Origin of the sequence: Pseudoduganella sp. SL102, from assembly GCF_027856995.1 — a bacterium.
Classification (GTDB): Bacteria; Pseudomonadota; Gammaproteobacteria; order Burkholderiales; family Burkholderiaceae_D; genus Rugamonas; species Rugamonas albidiflava.
Genome location: NZ_CP115554.1, coordinates 2,457,705 through 2,479,887 on the forward strand (window position 1 = coordinate 2,457,705; position 22,183 = coordinate 2,479,887).

Below are 22,183 nucleotides of genomic sequence, written 5' to 3' on the forward strand. Positions count from 1 at the left end.
TTCGCGCGCCCTGCGCGCGCTCGTTCACACCGTTCAATGCGGCGTACGCGCCGGCTTGCCGGCGGCGTACGCCGCTCCAGCGACTCGGCGGAGCCGCGTCGCGCTTCGCTTTGCGACCTCGACTGTAGTGGTCGTGCTGCTAGCTTGCCTGGATTGTGCAGGCCTTCCAGGCGCCAGTCGCCGCATTGCGAAAGGGATGCCGCCGCTAGCGCGGACGCCTTCCCGTACTCGCAGGCGCTCATCAGCATATCGTCCAGTTGCATGGAAACCTCCCATCCGACGCTTTGACCGCGTCTTGACCAAATTGACGCGTGGCTTGGCATTGCCGCGTCGAAAACGCTGCCGAGGAACCGTTCGCCTATGAATATGCGGAAACCCAATGTTCATTCAACAAGTTCCTGCGAGTAAGATCGCAATCTTCGCTCTCAGGGAGTTGACAGAGCAATCCCCGAGCTTGCTGAGCATTATTACATCAATTGTAGAGGTTTCTCATCCTGTATTGGTATCATGGAAATATTTGTTATACACTGACCTGGCGTCGATAAATATCTCAATCAAGAAACTAATGGACGCCCAAGATGCCGACCGACATTGCCGAACTTCGCTCTCCATATGTACAGGTGCTCTCCTGTTGCGAAAATACGCTTGATACCTTAAGACGCGTGGAGCAGTTGCGTGACTGCATGCTGCCGGCGAAAGCCTCGCTGATTGTACGGATCGTCGTTACCAACGATGAGCCAACACTGGTGATGGGGGCCGAGAGAGCACGGGAGCTCGATGACTTGGCCGACCTCCTGTTAATTTATACCAGTATGCCTTGCTCTGAACTGGCCAGGCGAGTACAGCATGCCTTGTTGTTGCCGCTTACTTCATGGCAGCCGGTTAGCTGCGACATTACGGACGTTATATCCACTGTTCAAAGCGGCGCGAGTGGCCGCATGTTCTTTGCAACCGGAAAAGCGATGGGAGAAAATAGGACGATAACTGCAATGAGGCACGCAGTGGAAGATTTGAAAAGACAGCGTGGAAGCTTGCCCGAAGCGAGCGGCACCGTTATTGTCGTACGCAGCCCTGTGGGCGGTATTCCTCCGCTTGACCTGAAGCTCACATATACCGAGTTTAGAAGCACATTCAAAGCGCCGTGGCATATCCAGGGGTTGGCATACGATGGTGCTGCAGACACAGTCGAGGTGGACATACTGCTTATGATCTAAAATCTGATTGCAATGGTCTCTGTCACTAATGATGGCGTCATGGGATTAATGTATTGGATGAGTAGGTAGTCGAGTCTTGATTTTATTGATGAGGTAATTCATGCAAGAAACAGATAAATATCGCCTTAAGATATTGAAGACTTATTCAATAATGGTCGAATTTGACGGTGCTCCGCATCGTAGCAATGTACCAGGGCCTATAAAAGATGAGACTTTTGCTCAGTGGAAAAAACGAGTCTTGGGGCCGGGCGTTTCGAACGTCAGCGTTCTGGCGCCCTGGGAGCCAGCATCTCAAACGCGGATGCATACCGTCCAAGGATGGTCGGATCTTGAATGGCCGAAATTGATTGCCAGAGAGGTTACAGCAAAAAAGAACCAGGAACGCGATCGGCTTGTCAGTAAGGAGACTGACAAGGTCAGGAAGTCCTACGATCGATTCTCGGCAGAGACACTCCATGACCTCGTATCGACCATGGAAACCGACCTTCATCCAGCTGCAAAGGAATTTATTGGCAATAGGCTCGCGCAGCATAAAGATCTTGATACCCGGGAACTGGTCGGTTCACTCATTCGCGCCTACAATAGCGCGCTCTGCGAATTGCGTACGCAGCGTCATGCAAATCAATCCAAACAGAGAATTGCCATGGATGATCATGACCTTTCGGGGCCATCTGTCAAATGAAGCAATGGACGGAAAGAATCTCTGCGTTAACGGAGTTATGTAAATGCGGTTGATGTAAGCTTTCCCGAAGGCAGGACCAGTGGGCCTTGATCTCCAGTGTCCGTTCTGATTAATTGTATCGATCTATAAAGAGATTCATATGCTCAATGCGGAAATGTTTCAGAGGTTTGTAAGCGATCCAAGGCTCGGGGAGGCGATCGAATCTCTTAAAAGATCAAACGACATCTTCGACATCATCCGTCCATCGGAAAATCAGCATTCCGAGATCCTGAAGTGGTTGTTCAACCCTCGGGAAGGACATGGGCAGGGCGATATGCTACTCAAGGACTTCTTGACTGCGGCATATGGGGCTGCCAAAGATTGCACCTATTCGAACAAAATATTCTTCGAACACTGGACTCCTAGCCGCATAGCGAGTACGGGATTCCACTCGATATTCCTAATTCGCGAATACCGGCTTCGGAGCGATAAGCGACTTGACCTGTTGATGGTTGATGCGGACAACGAGTTATTCATCGTCGTCGAGAACAAGCACGGCGCACGATTTGGCGCAACCCAACTTGAAGAGTACTACACGGAAGTTGCAGCCGAATTGCGTCGGCGGCCCGCGTTTGCCAGCTTCAAAACCGCATATATTGCACTGAACCGGAACTATGTTAAGCAAGAAGGCGATTTTGAAAGCAGTGATAACCTGTCCAGCAGATGGGCACATGTGGATTACCAGTGGCTAGAGAACGGAGCAAAGAGAGCCGAAATGCAGATGCGTAGAGGGAATCAATCAGCCTCGTTGGTGGTTGCTTACTGTCAGATGCAGACCGATTATGCACCCAAAGAAGAAGAAAAACTTGCTGATACGCTGGCAATTCTCGTCCAGGAATACCGGCAGATACTTGGGGATTTCGCCGAGGTTCGGAAAAAAGCACTATCCGAGCTCACTCCAAAGGAATTGCAGGGGGATATGTGGATATATGTTAACCATCATTCCGAAATTATAGATCGAATGCTTGAAATGAAGTCGCTCGCATTCGTAGAGACTGGAATGAAAGGGAAACTTCCGCAGTGCGCTTTAATTTCGGAATACGGGGCACACTATCTGAGTATTTTCGAAAAGTCCTGGCAAAAGCTGATGAATTCGGATGGCATGTGGCCATTGTATTTGCATGTCCGGCGTATGAAGAATGCGAAATCTTCCGGTGTCAGTTATAGCATATCAACCGTTTATTGCGCCAGTGCGGCGGATGAGGCTTTGGAGCTGCAATTGAGGGATGCGCTTACGCAAGAGTTTCCTGAACTGGCAAAAGGGAAACTCGTTGCAAATTATCGCACGCTGGGTCGTCAGATTAACCTCACTGAAAAAGATGTCGAACCAAAGCTTCTGAAGCTTTTCGAACGCACGGCCAAAGTCATTGGCGAGGTGTTGGGTTAGCTGTGATGTAATGAGGCTGGCGGCGACATTCTGCTGAAATCTGTTGGCTTCGACATTGACACTCCGCTGTTCGACTGGACGTCGGAGCTTAGCCAGCGAATGCGACAGGGGCCATGATTGCCTGTCGCATCGGTCGGGCCACGGGGTTCGAACACTTCGCCATAACCACCCTTGCCGAGACTGCGCAGCACCGTGTAGGACGGCGAAGGCGCCTGCCGCGATGGTATGGCGAGTGTGGAGGCGGTGAGATCCATGTCGACGATATGGGCCGTGAGCGCGACTGGCCCGGCGGCCAGGCAAGCGGATGTTCGGTTCTAGCATAGCAGTGAACAGGGGAGGGGAACACCGGTGGCTTTCCGCGCGCACCAGCTAGCATTACGCTACTCGCCGCGCCGCATGGCAAGGTTGGCGGCAAGGATGGCGAGTGATTCAGCTGGCGCAGCCATTGGCCAGCTCCGGACAGGCATATTCGGGCGCGAACCGCGTGCAATCTGGGGATGCGCCGATTTGCCTTCATCTGCTGGGTTTTCCGATCAGTCGGAATCCGGATATGAATACTCCTCAAAGCCTCGTGATAGCCGCCATCCTCGTGGCGGGTTATCCCTTCCTGCATTCGATCATCGAGCGAATCCTGTATCCCATCCGGCCGGTGGCCATTCCCAAGACGCTCGCGCTTCCCGTTCTGGTCGAAGGTAGCGCAGTTCCAAGGCAGGACGCCGTCGACGCGATATCGATGCCCTCGTTCGTGCACCCTTCGCTGCGTGCGCCGTGCCAGGTATCGCGCAGAGCACGCACTTCCATGCCGGGCTGGTTGGCTGACTCCGCTTCCCAGCGGCGTGTTCACTATCTTCTCGCTTCTGCCAACTAGCTCGAGACGGTGCACAGCCAACGCTTACTGTCGTTACGCAGGGATAGTCATTGATCTCGCTCGCTCGTATTTCTGTTGCAAACCAACTTCTGTCTGTTGCGCCGGATCAAGAATCGCTATCTGATCCACCCCTGACCAAGGAGACAGAAATGGCAACCGATGCATATTTGAAGATAGATGGGATCAACGGAGAATCTGGAGACGAACGACATCGAAACTGGATCGAAGTGCAAAGCGTTGTCTATGCAGTTCACCAGCCAAGAGCTACGGTCCTGTCGACGGCAGGCGGGCATACAACAGGCAGGGCTAACCTCTATCCCATCACGTTTCAGAAACTGGCCGACCTGGCTTCCCCTATCCTTTTGCAAACCTGCGCCGTTGGGAAGACCCTATCCAACGCAGTATTCGAGTTCATAAGGGCTGACGGGGACGGCAAGCCGATTACGTACTTCAAGATCGAACTCGAAAACTTGATTATCGCAAGCATTACTCCGGATAGCGGCGATGGGGGAATTATTACTGAGCGGGTCCAGTTCGCGTACGCCAAAATCAAGTGGAATTACATACGCCAATCGATAAAGGGCGGAATGCAAGGTAATACGCAGGGCGGTTGGGATTGCTCCACTCATAAAGTATGCTGATCGGAGGAGCTATGTCTAAGCCCTATGACGGAGCCCGAATGATCATATGCCCTCTTGAGGAGGCAGACTTCAGACATGCCTGTGCGGTTATTGTGTCTGGCGACAGCTTCAACCCTTGTGGTCATGCGTTACTGCACGTCGGGAGTAACTGGAGTTGGTATGCGCATATTTCGGGCCCTTACGACATGCCTAAATTTATGCACGAGAGTGAATTCACGCGGTACCTGAACGAAAACGGCAAGCGGGAGATTCGTCGTTGGCCTATCGTTCTTAAGAACCCTAAAGGCGCGCATGATAAACTGCACGAACTGATGGAAAAGCCGTGGCTATGGGGAGGCTTGATTCACAATTGCGCTTCCTTTGTAGAGGAAGTGGTGCAGGCAGGCGGTAGTGAGGCTGGGATCTATCTGAATTGCCCTAGGGCGGAGTCATTTTCATGAAAACCCTACTCATTTCGATTGGCATTGCTTTTCTGGTAGCTGGAATTGTATATGTCTCGATAATTTTGTTCTATCCGAAAATGAATCTCGATTATGCGTTTGGTCTCCTTCTTTATTCTTTCGTCGGCTCAGCGTTCGTAACAGCGCTGGTGTTAATTTTTCGGAATCGTCGTCGTTAGTTGCGGGAGATGACCACATTTCTCGGGAAAGCAAAAGGCCGCTGCGGCGGACTTTTGCTTTAGGGGCTAATGTAATTGGAACAATTGCGTCCTACTGCACCGTCGGGAATTTCGGATAAGCACTCTGAACTCTACTCTTTGAATAGCATCGAATAACCGAAGCCAGCTCACTACTTCAATATCAAACTCGAATGGCTTTGTGGCGTTGTTCATGATAATTGCGCATCCTTCATCGAGGAGGTCGTGCAGGCAGGCGGCAGTGAGGCTGGGATTTATCTGAATTGCCCTATAGCGGAGTCATTCTCATGAAAAGCACATTCATTTCGATTGGTGTTGCTCTTCTGGTAGCTGTAGTTGTGTACTTATCGATAATCTTCTTCGATCCGCGAATGAGTATCGATATAGCGTTCGGCCTCATTCTTTATTCTTTCGTTGGCACAGCGGTCCTGACGCCACTGGTGCTATGGTTGCGGCGTCGTGGCCGCTAGGTAGTTCCGTCAGATCGAAAGTGCCCAGTTTTAACCCACCATCGCTAGCACATGACTTCCCATAGGCATTCTTCAGGTTGAAACCATTGGGCACGTTACGTAAAAAAAGCAAAAGACCGCCGCAGCGGTCTTTTCCATTTCAGCGAACGGGACGAAAAGACCTGCATCCCGGGGCACCATTCGGCAGCGCTAAGTGCCCGCCACCCGGATCAGTGGCTACGCGCCTCCTCATCAATCTTCGAACTGGCCGCGGTATCCCGCATGAACCAGCAAACCACCAGCGTGCACGCAATCACCCCAGTCACATACCAGTAGAACCCACTCTCCAGGTTGATCGACTTGAACCACAGCCCCAGGTATTCCGCCGTGCCGCCGAACACCGACACCGCGACGGCATAGGGCACGCCCACGCCGGTAGCGCGGATGGAAGCGGGGAACAGCTCGGCCTTGACCAGCGCATTGATCGACGTGTAGCCCGAGACGATGATCCAGGCACAAGCGATGAGCGCAAACGCTTCCCACGGGCCGCTGGCGTTGCGGATGGCGGTCAGCAAAGGCACCGTGAAGATCGTGCCGAGCAGGGCGAACGCCACGAGCAGCGGACGGCGGCCGATCCGGTCCGACAGCGCGCCATACAGCGGCTGCAGGCACATGGCGAACAGCAGCGAGGCGGCCGAGACAGCCGTGGTCTGCGCATCGGTCAGGCCCACGGAAAGGCGCAGGAACTTCTGCATGTACACGGTGTAGACATAGAAGGCCAGGGTGCCGCCCATCGTCAGGCCGATCACCAGCAGCACTTCCTTCGGATGCTGGGCCAGCTGCTTCAGGCCGCCCATCGGCTTGGCCTTCTTGCGCGCTGCCTCGAAGGACTGCGTCTCGGGCATGTCATGGCGCATCATCAGCGCGACCAGCGCCAGCAGCGCGCCAATCACGAACGGGATACGCCAGCCCCATTCGCGCAGTTGCTGGTCATCCAGGAAGTAGTTCTGCAGGACCAGCAGCAGCACCAGTGCCAGCAGCTGGCCGCCGATCAGCGTGACGTACTGGAAGCTGGCGTAGAAGCCGCGCCGTTTCGAGTCCGCCATTTCCGAGAGATAGGTGGCGCTGGCGCCGTATTCGCCGCCCAGGCTGAGGCCTTGCAGCAGGCGCGCCAGCAGCAGGATGCACGGCGACAGGATGCCGGCCGTGGCGTACGTCGGCGCACAGGCAATCAGCAGCGAGCCCACGCACATCAGCAGTACGGAAGCCATCAGCGCGACCTTGCGGCCATGCCGGTCGCCCAGGTGGCCGAACAGGATGCCGCCGAGTGGTCGCACGAAGAAGCCCAACGCGAAGATGCCTGCCGTCGACATCATCTGCGCGGTGGGGTCCTGGGAAGGGAAGAACGAGCTGGCGAAATACAGCGCGAACGCCGCATAGCAGTAGAAGTCGAACCATTCGACCAGGTTGCCCGCCGAGCCGACGAAGATCGCACGCAGCCGCGCGCCGGAGATGCGTTCGCTGGTGTCGGGGCGAGCGCCGCCGATCGCCTTGCCTGTGACTGTATTCATGGGTTGTCTCCTTTATCAGAAGACTCATTGTCGCCATCGGCACGGCGGCGGACATCCGCAACTTCCGGCGCTGCCGTCTCCGTAGAATTACGGAGGCGGTGCCGCGCCGGCCGTGCAACTGTTATCGTTCGCTGCTCAGAGTCACATGGATTGCGATGGCCACCTGGTTCAACCGACGCCGAATGCTGGCCCTTGCCGCCGCCGCGGGAGCGATCGTCCTGATCGTCGCTGCGGGGAACTGGGCCGAGCGGTTCGAGCTGCAAGTCAAGACGGACGCCCTGCGCCAGGCCGCGGCGGCGCACGCACTGGGTCTCCGGGGGCTGGTCGAGAAACATGACTTCCTGCCCCACGCCGCCGCGCGCCACCCGGATGTGCAGGATTTACTTCGCGTGCCCGGGGATCCGGCCCTGCGGGCACGCGTCAACGCCTACTTCGCCGACCTGCAGGTAACGACCGGCGCCGCCGCGCTGTTCCTGGTCGACCGCGCGGGCATGACGCTCGCCACCAGCAACTGGAACCTGCCAACGAGTTTCATGGGGCAGTCCTACCACCAGCGGCCGTATTTCGAGGATGCCATCCGCGGCAAGCGGGGGATTTTCTATGGACTCGGCCTTACGACGGGCCAATCGGGCCTGTTCATCGCCGAACCGGTCGGCGCGGCCGGCAAGATCCTCGGCGTGGTGGTCGTCAAGATCAGCCTGGAGCCGCTGCAGGCGACCTGGATGCGCGGCAGCGAGCCGGTGGTGCTGCGCGACAGCCGCGGCATCGTCTTCCTGAGCAGCGTGCCCGCCTGGCTGTTCCACGGCGTTCGCCCGGTCTCCGCTGCCGATGCGCGCTGGATCGCCGAGCATGTCCAATACGGCAACCGGCGGCGCTTCGATGTCCTGCCGTGGACTGTCAGCGCGCCCCAAGGCGTGGACGGTTTCATCCTGCGCACCACGCTGGACGGGCAGCGCGCCAGGCTGCTCGCGCTGGATACCCCGCTGCCGGAACTGGGGTGGACGCTGACCGTCACCTCCGACATGAAGGAAGTGGTCCAGGCTCGCCAGGCGGCACTGGCCCTGACCGCGCTCGCCGTGGCACTCGTCTTCGTCGGCGCGCTGTACTGGCGCCTGCGCGAGAAGCGCTATGCCGAGCAGCAGTCGGCACGGCTGGAACTGGAACGGCGTGTCGAGGAGCGCACCCGCGATTTACAGAAGGCGCACGCGTTCCAGAAGGCCATGGAAGACTCGCTGCTGGTCGGCATGCGCGCGCGCGATCCCGAAGGCAAGATCATCTACGTTAATCCGTCGCTGTGCGCGATGGTGGGATACAGCGCGGAAGAGTTGCTAGGGTGCCGGCCGCCGTATCCGTACTGGCATCCGGACGACCTGGAAAAGCAGGCCCGCGAGAGCGACGCGGCGCTGCAGGGAAGGGCGGCGCCGCACGGCTTCGAGTCGCGCATCCGGCACAAGGACGGCCACGATGTGATCACGATGGTCTACACGGCGCCGCTGGTCGATGCGCAAGGGCAGCACTGCGGGTGGATGAGTTCCGTGGTCGACATCACGGCGCAGAAACAGGCCGAAGCCCGGCAGCGCGAGCAGGAACTGCGGCTCCAGCGCAGTGCCAGGCTGGCCAGCGTGGGCGAGATGGCGTCCACGCTGGCACATGAACTCAACCAGCCATTGATGGCGCTGTCGAACTTCGCCGTCGCGGCGCGCGCGCTTGCCGCGCAAGGGCCATCCGACATGATTGCCGGGGCCCTCGATGAAATCGTCGACCAGTCGAAGCGCGCCAGTGAGATCGTCAAGCGGGTGCGGTCCTTCATCAACCCGCAACGCGCGCTGTATGAAAGGGTGCCGGTGGCCACCGTGATCGCCCATGCCGAGGCGCTGCTGCGGCCGGAGCTGCAACGCCATGGTGTCACCTTGCGCCTGTCGCTACGCGATGGCGGCGCTTCGATACGGGGAGACCAGGTCCTGCTGCAACAGGTACTCGTCAACCTGATCCACAACGCCGTGCAGGCGGTGCAGGATCTTCCCGCGCCACGGCGCTGCATCGACCTGGCCAGCGACCCGGCCGGGCCAGCGGTCAGCATCCAGGTGGCCGATCGTGGCCCGGGCATTCCGGCCGGACAGCTGGACCAGGTTTTCACGCCTTTCCACACCAGCAAGCCGGACGGCCTGGGGCTGGGATTGAGCATTTGCCGTACCATCGTGGAGGCGCATGGCGGTGCCATCGCCGTCGAGAACCGCGCCGGCGGCGGCGCCGCCTTCACCTTTACACTGCCCACCGTGCCATGAAAGATTTTCCCCTGACCTTATATGTCGTCGACGACGACGAGGCGCTGCGCCGTTCCCTGCTGCTCCTGCTGTTTTCGCAGGGCCTGGCGGTCCAGGCGTTCGACTCCGGCGAAGCCTTCCTCGAGGCGGTCGACATGCGCCAGCCGGGATGCGTGATCCTCGATTTGCGGATGGGCGGGATGAGCGGCCTGGCCGTCTTCGAGCGGCTGCTCGCTGCACACAGTCCGCTCGTTACGCTGTTCCTGTCGGCCCACGGCGATATCGCGACCGCCCTCGAAGCGGTACGGCGCGGCGCCTACGACTGGGTGGAAAAGCCGGATACCCGGCAACTGCTCGACAAGCTTCCCTCCGCCATCGCGCTGGCCCGCTCCCGCGCCCAGGCGCTGTGGCAATGGGCGCAGTTGACGCCGCGCGAGCGCGAGGTCGCCCGCCTCGTCGGCGTCGGCCAGCAAAACAAGGAGATCGCCCGCACGCTGGTGCCGCCATGCGGGCCACGGTCGGTGGAAACGCACCGTGCCAACATCTTCAGCAAGCTGCAATGCGCCAACGATAACGAACTGGGGCGCTGGCTGTCGGCGCATCCGTGGCTGGATTGATGTTGCGCCGCGAACGGGCGGCCTCGATTACAACCAATACTGGTCTTGCGCGCCTGTCTCGGATATCCCGATGACCGCCGCTGCTCCAGCATCTGGTCGAACGTCGGCGGCCGCCACGGGTCGTGCACTCACCAGGGAGGCAACCGCTTCACCAACTTCGTCCTGGTAAGCAAGGACGTTGGTTGTACTCTCGACGCCCTCCAGCAGATCACGTACCAGCGTGGCGGCTGCGGTGCCCGCATAACTGCCGGCCTTTGCCGGCGTATCCAGGCTGAGAGAGAAGTTCGTGGCCACGTCGATCTTCTTGTCGATCAGGGTCGCATCGAGCCTTCCTTGCGCGCTGTCGTTCGCCAGCGCGCCGGACATGATCGATATCGAAGCGTTGGCCCGACTCAATGCGCCCGAGTCGATTGCGCCGGTCCAGAATGCCAATCCCTCGGCATCGGGAGCCCGATCGAGGATGTTCGTGTAGATCGCGTTAACGAAGCTCGTCGTGTCACCGGAGTAAAGTTCTTTGGATTCAAGGCTGGTACCGAACGAATCAACCAGTGCTTTCACGGATGGGTCCGAGTTGTATCGGGCCGCGAAATCGATCACGTTGGTGGGCGCCTCCAGCGCGGACAACTGCAGCTGGAAGCTGGCCAGGGCACCAGGATCGGCCGCCCGGCCGAAATAGCCGATGTACAGGGCTTGCGTGACGTCACTGTATTCCAGATTGACAGTCGTATCGGAAAATTGAATATTCTCCACGGACTCCAGCGTGTCGGCAGATAGTGTGCCCATCTTTGGCGCGACGATGACTTCCGCGCCATTCTTCATTATCCGATAATCGCTGCCTGGCTTGAGGTAGCGAATGGTGTCGATACCGTCTCCGCCGCTGACACGATCTTCCAGAGCGGTCGCCAGGAATGTGTCGTTGCCGCTTCCGCCTTTGAGAACGTTCGCGGTCGGTGGAACCGGCACGGGTGGCGTTACCGGCGGGGTGCCCGGTGAAATCGCGACGATGGAGTCCACATTTTCATAGACCCCGACCGACACGGCGCGATAATACGAGCCTTGGTCCCACCCGGCAGAAAAATAGTAGGTTCCGGAGTAGGGAGCGACAAAGTCGAATACCATGTCGATGCCGTACGTGATATCGGGTCCATTGACAGCAACGACATTACCTGCGGAGTCGTAGACTTGAATCAGGAACGGATCGAAATAGCTATAGCTGAAAATGTCGTAAGTAGCACCTTCCCTGGCGGTAAACGAGAATGTCGAGTTGAGAATGGCATATTTCTCGGAAGTGTAATAGCTGGCACTATTGTCCCATCCAACACTATTATCTTCAGCTTTAGAAAGTTCCAGCCGGATGGCTGACTTCATTTCCGGGGAACTCAAGTCTGGTAAAAAGTCTAAGGTTTTGTATGTCGGCATTTTCTGACCTCCCTGTCAGTAGTGTGGCGTGCTGTTACGCCTTTTAGTTTTCTGTTAGATGACCATGGAATCTCTGGCGGTCGTCCAGCCAGGCGTCGCAGCGAGCGATACGTCGGCTCTGTCCAGGAATGATCGCTGCGGTGGCTATCGATATGAATGCCCGCGCCATGCTTCGTTAAATATGACCGGCATCGCGGTCAAGCTGAAGCCAGTCGCAAGGAAGCAGGCGTGAGCAAAAGGACCCCGTCGATAATTTTTGATTTCTCGTCTCCAGGCTGCCGGCGACTCGCATGTATCGTTACCGGAGCGCCTCGCCGCCCTTGACCTCACGGGAGATGGAGATGCCGGCGGCACGCGGGCGACATTGGTCGCAATTAATGCCGCATAGCAACCAAAGTAATTTGCGATTTCGTAATTAAGATTGAATAGTGGAAATTGTACAGGATTGTCTGGTAAGTAATTCTCACCAATACTCACGGCCATCCGCAATCGGTGAAGAGGTGGCTTCATTTTTTTGACCGCATGCCGCAGCGATCCTGCATCGCCGGCCTGCCTCGTCACTCTCAGTGGAAGAGAGGCTCGATGAAGTGTTGGGGTATGAAGTCATTTGACGGCATCTCCTCCGGGGGTCCCAGTGCTCATCCGCCCGATTCGTGGTTCATCCCGCGCCACCGTACCTCGTCGCATTCCTTTTGCACCCACGCTTTCCCAACGCCATACTCGCCCACACATCAACACACAGGGAGCGTGAATGGTCACCGAAAACAAACTGGGTCGCCTGGTCGGCCTCATGATGCTGCTGTCCATGGCCACCGGCATAGTTGGCTTCTTCGTCGTGCTGCCGCCGGCCTTCGACGACCCGGGCTATCTGGTGAACGCAGCCGCCAATGCCGGCAGCGTCAGGGCGGGCGCGATGCTGGTGCTGGTGCCGGCGGCCCTGATGCTGTGCATCGTGCTCGCGGGCTGGCCCGTGTGGCGCCGGAACGGCGAATGCCTGCCGCTGGCGCTGCTGGCCCTGGCGGCGACGGGACTGGCGGTAACGGTGATCGAGCAGGGCATGCTGCTGGCAATGTTATCCTTGAGCCAGGCCCACGCAGCGGCCAGCGCGCCACAGCAGGCCTTGTTCGATGCCGCCCAGGTGTTCGCCGGCAGCGCGCGCTACTGGATTCACTATCTTACCCTGTTTCTCAGCGGAGTCGCCAGCTTGACCCTGTATGCCCTGTTGTTCCGTTCACGCCTGCTGCCCCGTGCATTGCCCGCCTTCGGCATGGCGGCGGTAGCGCTGCATCTGGTGGCGATCCTGCTCCACGTAGCGGGACAGCCATTCAACTTCACCCTCGTGGCGCCGGCCGGTGCGAGCCAGCTTGCCACCGGCTGCCTGCTGCTGGCGCTGGGCTTCCGCGCGCGGCAAGGTGGCGCACAGCGCACCGTGGCACAGGCCTGACCCTTGCCGGCTGCCGTCACCTCCATCACGCGATTCGACGCTGCGGTGCTGCTGCGGCGCATCGCTGTCGCGGCCGCGGTGGCCATGGCGGCATGCGGGCCACTTGGCCTGCTGTTCGACGTGCCGTTGCCCGCGCTGTGGCTGCGTGCCGCCACGGTCGGGCTGGCAGGGGTGCTGGCGTTTTCCATCCTGGAGCGCTGGCCGCGGCGGTTGCCGAAGCGCGTGGCCCGCTGGGCGTTGCAGGTCGGCGGCGTGGCGCTGGCCGTGCCGTTCACCACGCTGTCGATCTATCTCTTCTCGACCGAGGCCGGCGCGCCGCCATTCTGGGCGGTTCCGGAGCGGCTCTCCGGGGTGGCGCTGCTCACCATGGCGGGCTTGCTGCTGGGGCCATGGACGGCGGTGGCCGCGCTGGTACGCCAGAAGGATGCGCTGGCGCGCCACCAGGCGCTGGCCTTCGACCTGGAACGCAGCGAACTGGCGCGCCAGGCCCTCGATGCGCGCCTGAAGCTGATGCAGGCGCAGGTCGCGCCGCACTTCCTGTTCAACACCTTGGCCAATGTGCAGGCGCTGGTCGACGTGGGCTCGCCCCAGGCACCGGCGGTCCTGCGCAGCCTCACGGCCTACCTGCGCGCAGCCGTACCGCAACTGCATGACGGCGGCGACACGCTCGGGCAGGAAGTGCGCCTGGTGGAAGCCTACCTGGCGCTGATGCACATGCGCATGCCGGACCGGCTGCGCTATACGCTGCAAGTGGACGCATCGCTCGAATCCGTCCTCTGCCCGGCGATGACCTTGCTGACGCTGGTCGAGAATGCCGTCCGCCACGGCATCGATCCGGGCGAGGAGGGCGGCAGCATCGATATCGGCATCGAGCGCCGCGGCATGCGCTGCCTGATCCGCGTTGCCGATAGCGGCGTCGGCTTCAGCCAATCGGGCCTGCCTGGCACCGGCCTCGCCACGCTGCGCGAACGCCTCGCCCTGACGTTCGGCGGCGACGCGCAACTGCGCCTGATGGCGCGCCAGCCCCAGGGCGTGTGCGCAGAGGTGGAAATCCCCGCACTGGAAAGCACGCCATGAACCATCCCACCGCCCTGATCGCCGACGACGAGCCGCTGCTGCGCGATGCGCTGGCGCGGCAGCTGGCCCAGGCCTGGCCCGAGCTGCGCGTGGTGGCACAGGCCCGAAACGGCCGCGAGGCCATCGAACAGTTCGAGGCGATGGCGCCGGACATCTGCTTCCTCGACGTGCACATGCCGGGCATCTCCGGTGTCGAGGCGGCCAGCCGCATCGGCCGGCGCGCGCATCTCGTCTTCGTGACGGCGCACGACCACTATGCGGTGCAGGCCTTCGCACAGGGCGCGCTCGATTATCTGGTCAAGCCGGTCGAGATGGCGCGCCTGGCCGACACGGTGTCCCGCCTGCAGGAGCGCCGCGCGGCCGCGCTGCCCGTCACGCAAACGGACGCGCTCCTGCGGCAACTGGCCTCGCAACTGGGGCGCGCCGCGCCGCCACGGCCGCTGAGCTGGATCTACGCCCAGGTGGGCCAGGCCCTGCGCCTGATCCCGGCCGACCAGATCGACTACCTGCGCTCGGACACCAAGTACACGGCGGTGGCCTGGCGCGACAACGGCCAGCCGGCCGAGGCGCTGGTGCGCACGCCGCTGAAGGAACTGCTGGCGCAGCTCGATGGCGACCACTTCGTGCAGGTGCACCGCGCCGTCGCCGTCAACCTGCGCGCCGTCAGCCACATCACGCGCGGCAGCGAGACCGCCACCATCCACCTGAAGCATCGCACCGAGTCGCTGCCGGTCAGCCGTACTTTCGTGCACCAGTTCCGGCAGATGTGAGCCAGGGAAATCGGCTGCAACGCCCGCGATCTCGCGGCCGGCCTTTCATTTTCGCGCGCCTTGATTATGGGCTGCCGGCATCGGTCGCCAGGCAATGCCGGAACTTGCCGGGCTATTGATCGGAGAGCAACACGGGATGTACACTGAAGAGCAGGTTCGCTGTCAGCCAGGAACCGTCCTTCGACCCGAACGCTGGTCCGCCTGCCCTGTGCCTGACTTCGATGGAGCTGAATCATGAGTCGTCCACAGCAAGAAATCCTGTTCGATATCGACCGGTTCGAGCCTGGCCCGGCAGACGATTGGCGTGGGCTGGACAGGCTCTTGATCGAGCTTTGGCAAACGAATGTGTCCGCAGCGTGCCTGCCGGTCCTGTTCCGCGTTTTCGAGCGATTCCCGGATGACCCCAGCGCAGGTGTCTGCTGGGGTATCGTGCATGGACTTGAATCGGCTGATCTCGACTATGCAGGAGCGTTGCGGGAATCGCTGGCGAGACAACCATCGGAGCTCGGCCAGATCATGCTCCGCCGTCTTGAAAAAAATAAGAACGAAGTATGAAAAAGGAAGCGAGATGCGCCAGGCCATCCTGACCGGCATCGCAGCCCTGGCGATCGCCACGCCTGGCCTGGCATGGTCCGCGCCCGTTCTTGTGCAGGCTGCGGCAATGCCGGTCGGCGCGGCCCGGGCGGTGGCGGTCACCATCGACAGCGCCTCGATCAAGGCCGTGGGCTGACGACCGGCGCGCAGGTCAGCTACGAGGACATCTATGCGCTGGGCTTCTACGGCCATGAAGCGCTGTATGCGCTGGGCTACGTGATGGCCCGCGCCATCGTTGCCGAGGAGGGCAAGGACGCCATTGCGGAACTGACAGGGCGGCCCGGCGCACTGTTCGTGGAGCGCTACCGCAAAGTGAAAGCCTATGGCCAGTCGGACGCCGTGCCCGCGCTGCATGCCGGGACATTGCGCTCCGCCGGCCAGCTTGCGGCTTGCGCGGCTGGCACGGAAGGCGCCCGCTTGCGCGCCGTTCCGCCCGCAGCGAACCACGAAGCGGCGCCTCGCTGACGCAGCGGGGCTGGCCAGCCGCTCACGGCTTCAGCGTGACCTTGTAGATCGCGGTATCGGTATTGTTGGGGATACTGTCCTTGTCGCCCGCGGCATCGCTGTTCGTCATCCACAGGTTCCCGTCGATCGTCGGTTCCACGGTGCGCAACCGGTCATAGGTACCGACGAAGAATTGCCGGACATTGACCAGCCTGTCGCCGCTGATCTCGCTGCGATACAGGCGCTTGCCCAGCAGGCAGGCCACGTACAGTGAATTGCGGACGACCGCGATGCCGCTGCACGACGCTTCGGTGTTGCGATACGTGTACTTGGGAGCGATATAGCCGGTCGTCGCGCAGCCCGTGCCCGAGCGGGAGATGACGCCTTCGCAGTTGGGCCATCCATAGTTTCCGCCTTTGACGATCAGGTTGGTCTCATCCTGGGAATCGCCGAACTCCTGTTCCCACAAACGGCCCAGCGAGTCGAAGGCGAGTCCCTGGGGATTGCGGTGGCCATAGCTCCAGACATAGTTGCCGAACGGATTATCGGGCGGCGGCGTGCCGTTGGCATTGAGCCGCAGGACCTTGCCCGACAGGTGGTTGATGTCCTGCGCATACGCGCCGTTCTGGGCATCGCCGGTGGTGGCGTACAGTTTGCCGTCCGGGCCGAAGCGCAGGCGCCCGCCGTTGTGGTACTTGTTACGGCCGATCCCTTTCAGCAGTACCTCGAGCGATGCCATGTCCAGCGTACCGTTCACGTACCGGACGCGGACGATGCGGTTGTCCGTCGGGCTGGTGTGGTAGATGTACAGCCACGGATTGCTGGCCGGGAATCCCGGCGCGATGGCCAGTCCCAGCAAGCCGCCTTCGCCATCGGTACCCTGCACGTTCGGGATGACCCCCAGGTTTTTCTTTGCGCCGGTGGCGGGATTGAGCGCGATGATGTCCTTCGCGTCGCGGCGGCTGTACAGCACCGTGCCGTCCGGGAGGGCCACCAGGCCCCAGGGAATATCCGTGTCCTGGGCCACCCTGGCCGTCGAGCAGATCACGTCGGTGCAGGCATTGCCCGAGGTGAGGGACACTGCGGCGCTGCGCGGCGAGACATTGCCCTGCGCATCCCGCGCGGCGACCGCGTACTGGTACGTCGTGTTGGCGGACAGTCCTGTGTCCGTGTACCCGAGCGTGCCGGATGCGCCGACCGCGATGTTGTTGCGGTAGATGTCATAGGCCGTCACGGCCACGTTGTCGGTGGAAGCGGTCCAGTTCAGGGTCACCGTGGTTCCGGCAACCGTGCCCCGCAAGCCCGTGGGAACGGAGGGAGGCTGGGTGTCCGCCTGGCACTGCGGCACTTGTACCTGGAGCGAGGTACTGGCCTGCGAAACGTTGCCCGCCGCATCGCGGGCGTTGACGTAGATGCCCCAGCTGGCCCCCGCTGTCAGCACCAGCTGGGCGGTGAGCGTGCTGGCGTTGACCGTGCCGAGGGCTTGCCCGTCCCGGTAGATGTCGTAGTAGGCCACGCCGACATTGTCGGTGGCGGCTTCCCACTTCAGCGTGGCCGAGCGGCAGGTGAGGGCGCTGATGGCCAGGCCGGACGGCGGCGTCGGCGCTTCCGTGTCATCCGGTGGCGGCTCCGTGTCGCCGACGATCCATTGCTGGTGGGCGGTGGCTTCGCAGCGCCATGTGTCGATGCCGGTGGCATTGGCGGTCTCGCCGCCTTTCACGGTCAGGCACAGCCCCGATGCCGGATTGACGATGGTCCGGTCCGCCCGCAGCGTCCATTTCTGGTTGGCGCCGCCATGGCATGGATACGATTGAACGACCGCCTGGGGCTGGGTGCTGGCACCGCGGATATCCAGGCAGCGGGCGCCGTCGAACGTGCGCAGTTCACCTGCCGCGGTGAATTCCCATTGCTGGTTGGCGCCGCCGTGGCAGTCGAAGATGATGGCTGGCGTACGCGGCTCCTGGCTGCCCCGGGCGATGTCCAGGCAGCGCTGCGAGTCGGCGCTGATCAGCGTCGCCGATTCGCCCGCGTACGCTGGCGCGGCGCCCAGTATTCCCATGGCGACGGTGGCCTGCACCGCCACACGGCAATTGGCCTGGAGCCGCGGCGCAAAGCGGCGGCGCGTCCCGGCGAACGCAGGCTTCACCCGCGGCCCGAGTGAAGTTGAACCATTCGGAAAATGTCGCATTGCATCGATCCTCATGAATACTCGGGGCCCGGCGGGCCAGCCAAGGGCAGCATAATCCAAGCCCGGTACGGCCTCCGCACCGTTAGACACCGCCAGGGAAGCGAACCGCGCTTGCGTAACAATCGTTGCGCAACAATACTTACGTAACAAACGCAGTTGCATGATGCTGATTTTGCGTTATCATGTAACTCCATAAAGTACATAAGGAGCGATCATGTTCGATGCGATCATCGTTGGCGGCAGCTTCGCCGGCCTGTCCGCCGCACTCCAGCTGGCACGGGCGCGCCGCAGCGTGCTGCTGGTCGATGCCGGCCAGCCGCGCAACCGGTTCGCCGCCACCGCGCACGGATTCCTGGGCCATGACGGCAAACCCCCGCAACAGATCCGGGCCGAAGCGCGCGAGCAGCTTGCGCGCTATCCCACCGTGACGTTCGCGGACGGATCGGCCACGGCCGCCACCCGGGCCGGCGACGGCTTTGTCGTCGAGATCGAGGGCACCGGCGGCCAGCGCCAGGAGCACGGCCGCCGCCTCGTGCTGTCGACCGGCGTGCGCGATGAACTGCCCGACTTGCCCGGCCTGGCCGAGCGCTGGGGCAGTACCGTCATCCACTGCCCGTACTGCCACGGCTACGAGGTTGCCGGCAGCACGCTGGGCATCCTGGGCGGCGACGCGATGGCCGCGCACAAGGCTGCACTGATTGCCGACTGGGGGCCGGCGATCCTGTTCACGCAGGGCGGCGAGGAGCCGGCAACGGAGCAGGCCGCGCTGCTGGCGGCACGGGGTGTGGCGATCGAGCGCGTGCCGGTGGCCGCGCTGCTGGGTAACACGCCGGACCTCGACGGCGTGCGCCTCGCCGATGGCCGCGTCGTCACGCTGGGCGCGCTGTTCGTGTCGCCAGGGGCAAAGCCGGCCAGCCCGCTGGCCGGGCAACTGGGCTGCGCATTCGACGAGGGCCCGTTCGGACCGTACGTGCGCGTCGATGAGCGCAAGCAGACCACCGTGCCCGGCGTGTTCGCGGCCGGCGACGCGGCGACGCCGATGCACAGCGCGACCCTGGCATCGGCCGCCGGCGTGCTGGCCGGCGTGCATGCGCACCAGTCGCTGGTGTTCGGCTAGCGCGGAGGGCCGCGAGGAGCGTGGCTGGCGCGCGGATGCCAGCCGCTGGGCTGCTCGTACCGAAGACCAGCCAAGCGAGCATGGCCGCTTGGCGCAGTCACTTCTTCATCAGTAAGGCGTCGCAGGCTTCAAGGCGTCGCAGGCTTCACAGCCGAACAGTTGCACGCTGCCATCCGGAAAAGTCATCCTTGCCGTGTTGCCAGCGCGAATTTCCCATTCCACTTGTCCCCGTGGCGACCGCGCGGCGCCGCGCACCCAGCATGGCAATGAATCGAACGCATCATGCAGCCGTTGTGGCGGCAATGTCCTGGCGCGGCCAAAGAATTCCTCGACCTGGCGGGGAGTCAGCCTGAAATCCTTGCAAAACTCCCCGCCTTGATCCGCGCCGCTGGCGCGTATTTCAACATGAGACAACGCGACAGCACGTTCGTCCGGCACCGCGCTCGAACAGCCGGTAGCCAGTACCAATGCCAGCAGAGTGCCCAGGTTGCACCCGGAGGACATCATGGGTTGGTCCAGTTTGCGGTGCTGCCTTCGCTGGCTTGCTTGTAAGCTATCGAGCCGTGGCGATAAATATCGTCTGCGTCCAATACAAGCTTTGTTTCCAATACGCCGACGAGCCACGACAAGGAAGTGTTCTGGTTCTTGTTGACAGTCGCATAGGTCTGCGATTTGGCGGAGAACTCGCCGACAATCTCGATCCCGAGTGAATCTTCGTTGATCGGATACCGGACAGGGTAAGCCTTGCCGGCTTCGTGCTGGCTCAGGCTCTTGATTCGTGCACTGTAGGATTCGCCTTTCTTGAACAGGAGGGCATTCACGGCTTTCAACGCATCGGTATCGCAGGCCTTCATTTCATTGCACCGCGAGCGGATGTTGCCGACGTGCCAGCACTTCTGGTCAATCCTTGCCGTTTGATAGATCGCGCCATCGGTATCGATCAAAAAATGTGCGCCATTCAATCCCGCATCGTAGCTGCTGAACGATGACTGCGCCGTCGCAGCGCCAGTCTGATGCACTACGATGGCGTTGACCCCAGCGAGAGTTCCCTTCTCGATTTTGCTGTTGACCTTGTCGGTCACCCTCGCGTGAATCAGTTTTCCACCCGACCAGACTATCTCGTCCGCCATGGACAGCTCCCTGTTCAATGATTCGTGGATCGGGGCCGGATGCGAGGCAACGTGCCACGCTCGCGCAATTCAAGATAGGCACACGGGAAGGCTTGCGCAAGAAAAAACCTGACGCCTGCCGTTATCGCGACAGCCGCCGCAGGTGATTGCAAAAGCAGCCGCGGTGAGCTGGCGCTCGGCATCGCCATATAATCGATGGCATGACAATTTCCTGTGTGCCGCCATGACCGGATTGCGCCGCCTGCCGCCCGCCGCCGCACTTGCCGCGCTCTTCTTCTGCATCCCCGCATCGGCCGGCGATACGATCGACGACCTGGCGGGCGACTACGGCCTGGCATCGTCGACCACCGTACCGGCCAGCAACTGGGGATATTCGAAAGGCCGCATCTCGATCCGGAAGCTGGACGACCGGCATGTGCTGATCCTGCTGGCCTGCGAGTGGAAGCGCGACCCGAAGGCCGTGTGCGGCGACCATTATTTTGCCCAGCAGCGCGATGGCGGCATCTATCTGCAGGACATGAATACCGGCTGGCTGCGGCTTTACTTCGATCCGGCGACACGCAGCCTGGCCATCATTTCACGGGGTGCCGATGCCCGGGAAAGCGTGCGCCGCGACATCTTCACGCCGACCTCGGCACCGCTCGGCGACCGTGCGCTGATCCGCCGCATGCAGCGCGAACAGCGCAGTGCCGGGCACCAGGAAAACCTGCGCGTGTTCGGCCATCACAGCCGGCGCGCCTACCTGAATCACCGCATCGAATTCCAGAGCACGCCGTGAGCCCGGCGTGCGTGTGGCCCGGTAAGCCGGACAGGCGCCGCCGCAGGGTTGCCCGTCAGCGGGGATACACGAACCCCGTTCGGATATCCATCGGCACCAGCCGCTGGCCATCGCGCACCGTCAGGCGCTGCGGCGGCTCATCCCCGGCCAGCGCGCGTGGCGCGACAGGCAGGCCTTCGCCCTTGCGCAGCAGCGCATCGCAGCGCTCGTAGACATTCGGGCAGCCGGTGGCGCTCAGCAGCGCCTGCACCACCGCCACTTTCCACAGGTCGACGCCACCAGCGTTGAACTGGCACACCAGATATCCGGCAGTGCCGCCATAACCCTGCACCACGAGCCCCGGCAAGCCATCCTTGTCGCCATCGACCAGCAGCACCAGCGCCTGGGGATCCGCGTTGCGCACGGCGGCGGCGCGGCGCGCCACGGCGGCCTGCACGCGCCGCTTCATCATCGCGTGGTCGACCGGTTCATCCTCGCGCAGGGTCCACACGCGGGCGGCGATCTGCGACTTGGCGTTATAGGCGGCCCGGGCCAGGAACTGGCGTGCCGACGATTGCACGATGGCCGTGGCGCCCGGCTTGTTCCGTTCCTGCGGCTTGCCGTCGACCTTCTCGATGGCGGAGGCATAGATGAACGGGTCGCCCGCCAGGAGGCTTTTTTCCTTGCCCTGCTTGATGGTGATGATGAGCATATGCGGCTTTCGTATAAGGGGCGGGATGATACAGCATGCCGCGCGGACAGAAGCGGGATTGTCGGGCTGAAGCGAGAGTTCCCGTGAATGCGTACACACCGGTTCATTGCATTTCGCTAGCCACAATCCCTGCGAACTTGCCCTGATTTGCCGAAATACTCC

21 protein-coding genes are annotated in these 22,183 nt (G+C 61.3%); 15 read left to right on the forward strand and 6 right to left on the reverse strand.

Annotation, left to right across the window (positions count from 1 at the left end):
• The first annotated feature begins 578 nt into the window (after positions 1 to 578).
• The 6 genes from OU994_RS10410 to OU994_RS10435 all read left to right on the forward strand — a co-directional run bounded on the left by OU994_RS10410 (position 579) and on the right by OU994_RS10435 (position 5,271).
• Positions 579 to 1,214 carry a hypothetical protein gene (locus tag OU994_RS10410; RefSeq protein ID WP_281610675.1) on the forward strand — a complete coding sequence of 212 codons (636 nt, stop codon included), beginning with the start codon at positions 579 to 581 and terminating at the stop codon, positions 1,212 to 1,214.
• Positions 1,215 to 1,314: 100 nt separating this feature from the next.
• Complete coding sequence (locus OU994_RS10415; RefSeq protein WP_281610676.1) at positions 1,315 to 1,896, forward strand: hypothetical protein; 582 nt, start codon at positions 1,315 to 1,317, stop codon at positions 1,894 to 1,896.
• Between the two features lie 139 nt (positions 1,897 to 2,035).
• Positions 2,036 to 3,322: a PD-(D/E)XK nuclease family protein gene (locus tag OU994_RS10420; RefSeq protein ID WP_281610677.1), complete on the forward strand. Its 1,287-nt coding sequence runs from the start codon at positions 2,036 to 2,038 to the stop codon at positions 3,320 to 3,322.
• Between the two features lie 424 nt (positions 3,323 to 3,746).
• Entirely contained in the window at positions 3,747 to 4,190 is a 444-nt protein-coding gene (locus OU994_RS10425) for a hypothetical protein (protein WP_281610678.1), read from the forward strand.
• 149 nt (positions 4,191 to 4,339) lie between these two features.
• Complete coding sequence (locus OU994_RS10430) at positions 4,340 to 4,831, forward strand: type VI secretion system tube protein Hcp (protein WP_281610679.1); 492 nt, start codon at positions 4,340 to 4,342, stop codon at positions 4,829 to 4,831.
• An 11-nt stretch (positions 4,832 to 4,842) separates the two neighbouring features.
• The gene (locus OU994_RS10435) at positions 4,843 to 5,271 is read left to right on the forward strand and encodes a hypothetical protein (RefSeq protein ID WP_131146963.1); all 429 of its coding nucleotides are present in this window, start codon (positions 4,843 to 4,845) and stop codon (positions 5,269 to 5,271) included.
• An 876-nt stretch (positions 5,272 to 6,147) separates the two neighbouring features.
• Here the strand turns inward: OU994_RS10435 and OU994_RS10440 are convergent.
• Positions 6,148 to 7,488, reverse strand: coding sequence for an MFS transporter (locus OU994_RS10440; RefSeq protein WP_281610680.1), 1,341 nt, complete (start codon positions 7,486 to 7,488; stop codon positions 6,148 to 6,150).
• Positions 7,489 to 7,670: 182 nt separating this feature from the next.
• Between OU994_RS10440 and OU994_RS10445 the strand changes: the two genes are divergently transcribed.
• Together OU994_RS10445 and OU994_RS10450 are read left to right on the forward strand one after the other, a co-directional pair.
• A complete protein-coding gene (locus OU994_RS10445; RefSeq protein WP_281610681.1) occupies positions 7,671 to 9,773 on the forward strand; it encodes an ATP-binding protein in 2,103 nt (700 codons plus the stop codon).
• Positions 9,770 to 10,369, forward strand: a complete 600-nt coding sequence (locus OU994_RS10450) for a response regulator transcription factor (RefSeq protein ID WP_281610682.1) — start codon at positions 9,770 to 9,772, stop codon at positions 10,367 to 10,369. The genes OU994_RS10445 and OU994_RS10450 overlap by 4 nt, the downstream gene beginning before the upstream one ends.
• A 27-nt stretch (positions 10,370 to 10,396) precedes the next feature.
• Here OU994_RS10450 and OU994_RS10455 read toward each other — a convergent pair whose 3' ends face one another.
• Positions 10,397 to 11,788: a DUF4214 domain-containing protein gene (locus tag OU994_RS10455; RefSeq protein WP_281610683.1), complete on the reverse strand. Its 1,392-nt coding sequence runs from the start codon at positions 11,786 to 11,788 to the stop codon at positions 10,397 to 10,399.
• A 751-nt stretch (positions 11,789 to 12,539) separates the two neighbouring features.
• Here OU994_RS10455 and OU994_RS10460 point away from each other — a divergent pair.
• The 5 genes from OU994_RS10460 to OU994_RS10480 all read left to right on the forward strand — a co-directional run bounded on the left by OU994_RS10460 (position 12,540) and on the right by OU994_RS10480 (position 16,138).
• The gene (locus OU994_RS10460) at positions 12,540 to 13,232 is read left to right on the forward strand and encodes a DUF4386 domain-containing protein (protein ID WP_281610684.1); all 693 of its coding nucleotides are present in this window, start codon (positions 12,540 to 12,542) and stop codon (positions 13,230 to 13,232) included.
• A 3-nt stretch (positions 13,233 to 13,235) separates the two neighbouring features.
• Complete coding sequence (locus OU994_RS10465; protein ID WP_281610685.1) at positions 13,236 to 14,309, forward strand: sensor histidine kinase; 1,074 nt, start codon at positions 13,236 to 13,238, stop codon at positions 14,307 to 14,309.
• Positions 14,306 to 15,079: a LytTR family DNA-binding domain-containing protein gene (locus tag OU994_RS10470; protein ID WP_281610686.1), complete on the forward strand. Its 774-nt coding sequence runs from the start codon at positions 14,306 to 14,308 to the stop codon at positions 15,077 to 15,079. Before OU994_RS10465 ends, OU994_RS10470 begins: the two co-directional genes overlap by 4 nt.
• A gap of 234 nt (positions 15,080 to 15,313) precedes the next feature.
• Positions 15,314 to 15,634, forward strand: coding sequence for a hypothetical protein (locus OU994_RS10475; RefSeq protein ID WP_281610687.1), 321 nt, complete (start codon positions 15,314 to 15,316; stop codon positions 15,632 to 15,634).
• A 72-nt stretch (positions 15,635 to 15,706) separates the two neighbouring features.
• Complete coding sequence (locus OU994_RS10480) at positions 15,707 to 16,138, forward strand: hypothetical protein (protein ID WP_281610688.1); 432 nt, start codon at positions 15,707 to 15,709, stop codon at positions 16,136 to 16,138.
• A 22-nt stretch (positions 16,139 to 16,160) separates the two neighbouring features.
• Here the strand turns inward: OU994_RS10480 and OU994_RS10485 are convergent, their stop codons facing one another.
• Complete coding sequence (locus OU994_RS10485) at positions 16,161 to 18,263, reverse strand: PQQ-dependent sugar dehydrogenase (protein ID WP_281610689.1); 2,103 nt, start codon at positions 18,261 to 18,263, stop codon at positions 16,161 to 16,163.
• Between the two features lie 253 nt (positions 18,264 to 18,516).
• Between OU994_RS10485 and OU994_RS10490 the strand changes: the two genes are divergently transcribed.
• Positions 18,517 to 19,422 carry an NAD(P)/FAD-dependent oxidoreductase gene (locus OU994_RS10490; protein ID WP_281611615.1) on the forward strand — a complete coding sequence of 302 codons (906 nt, stop codon included), beginning with the start codon at positions 18,517 to 18,519 and terminating at the stop codon, positions 19,420 to 19,422.
• Positions 19,423 to 19,530: 108 nt separating this feature from the next.
• Here the strand turns inward: OU994_RS10490 and OU994_RS10495 are convergent, their stop codons facing one another.
• On the reverse strand, positions 19,531 to 19,929 hold the full coding sequence (locus tag OU994_RS10495; RefSeq protein WP_281610690.1) for a hypothetical protein: 399 nt from the start codon (positions 19,927 to 19,929) through the stop codon (positions 19,531 to 19,533).
• The gene (locus OU994_RS10500; protein ID WP_281610691.1) at positions 19,926 to 20,552 is read right to left on the reverse strand and encodes an N-acetylmuramoyl-L-alanine amidase; all 627 of its coding nucleotides are present in this window, start codon (positions 20,550 to 20,552) and stop codon (positions 19,926 to 19,928) included. Before OU994_RS10500 ends, OU994_RS10495 begins: the two co-directional genes overlap by 4 nt.
• A gap of 223 nt (positions 20,553 to 20,775) precedes the next feature.
• Between OU994_RS10500 and OU994_RS10505 the strand changes: the two genes are divergently transcribed.
• A complete protein-coding gene (locus OU994_RS10505) occupies positions 20,776 to 21,330 on the forward strand; it encodes a hypothetical protein (RefSeq protein WP_281610692.1) in 555 nt (184 codons plus the stop codon).
• Positions 21,331 to 21,385: 55 nt separating this feature from the next.
• Here the strand turns inward: OU994_RS10505 and OU994_RS10510 are convergent, their stop codons facing one another.
• Positions 21,386 to 22,021, reverse strand: coding sequence for an SAM-dependent methyltransferase (locus OU994_RS10510; protein ID WP_131146949.1), 636 nt, complete (start codon positions 22,019 to 22,021; stop codon positions 21,386 to 21,388).
• Between the last annotated feature and the right edge of the window lie 162 nt (positions 22,022 to 22,183).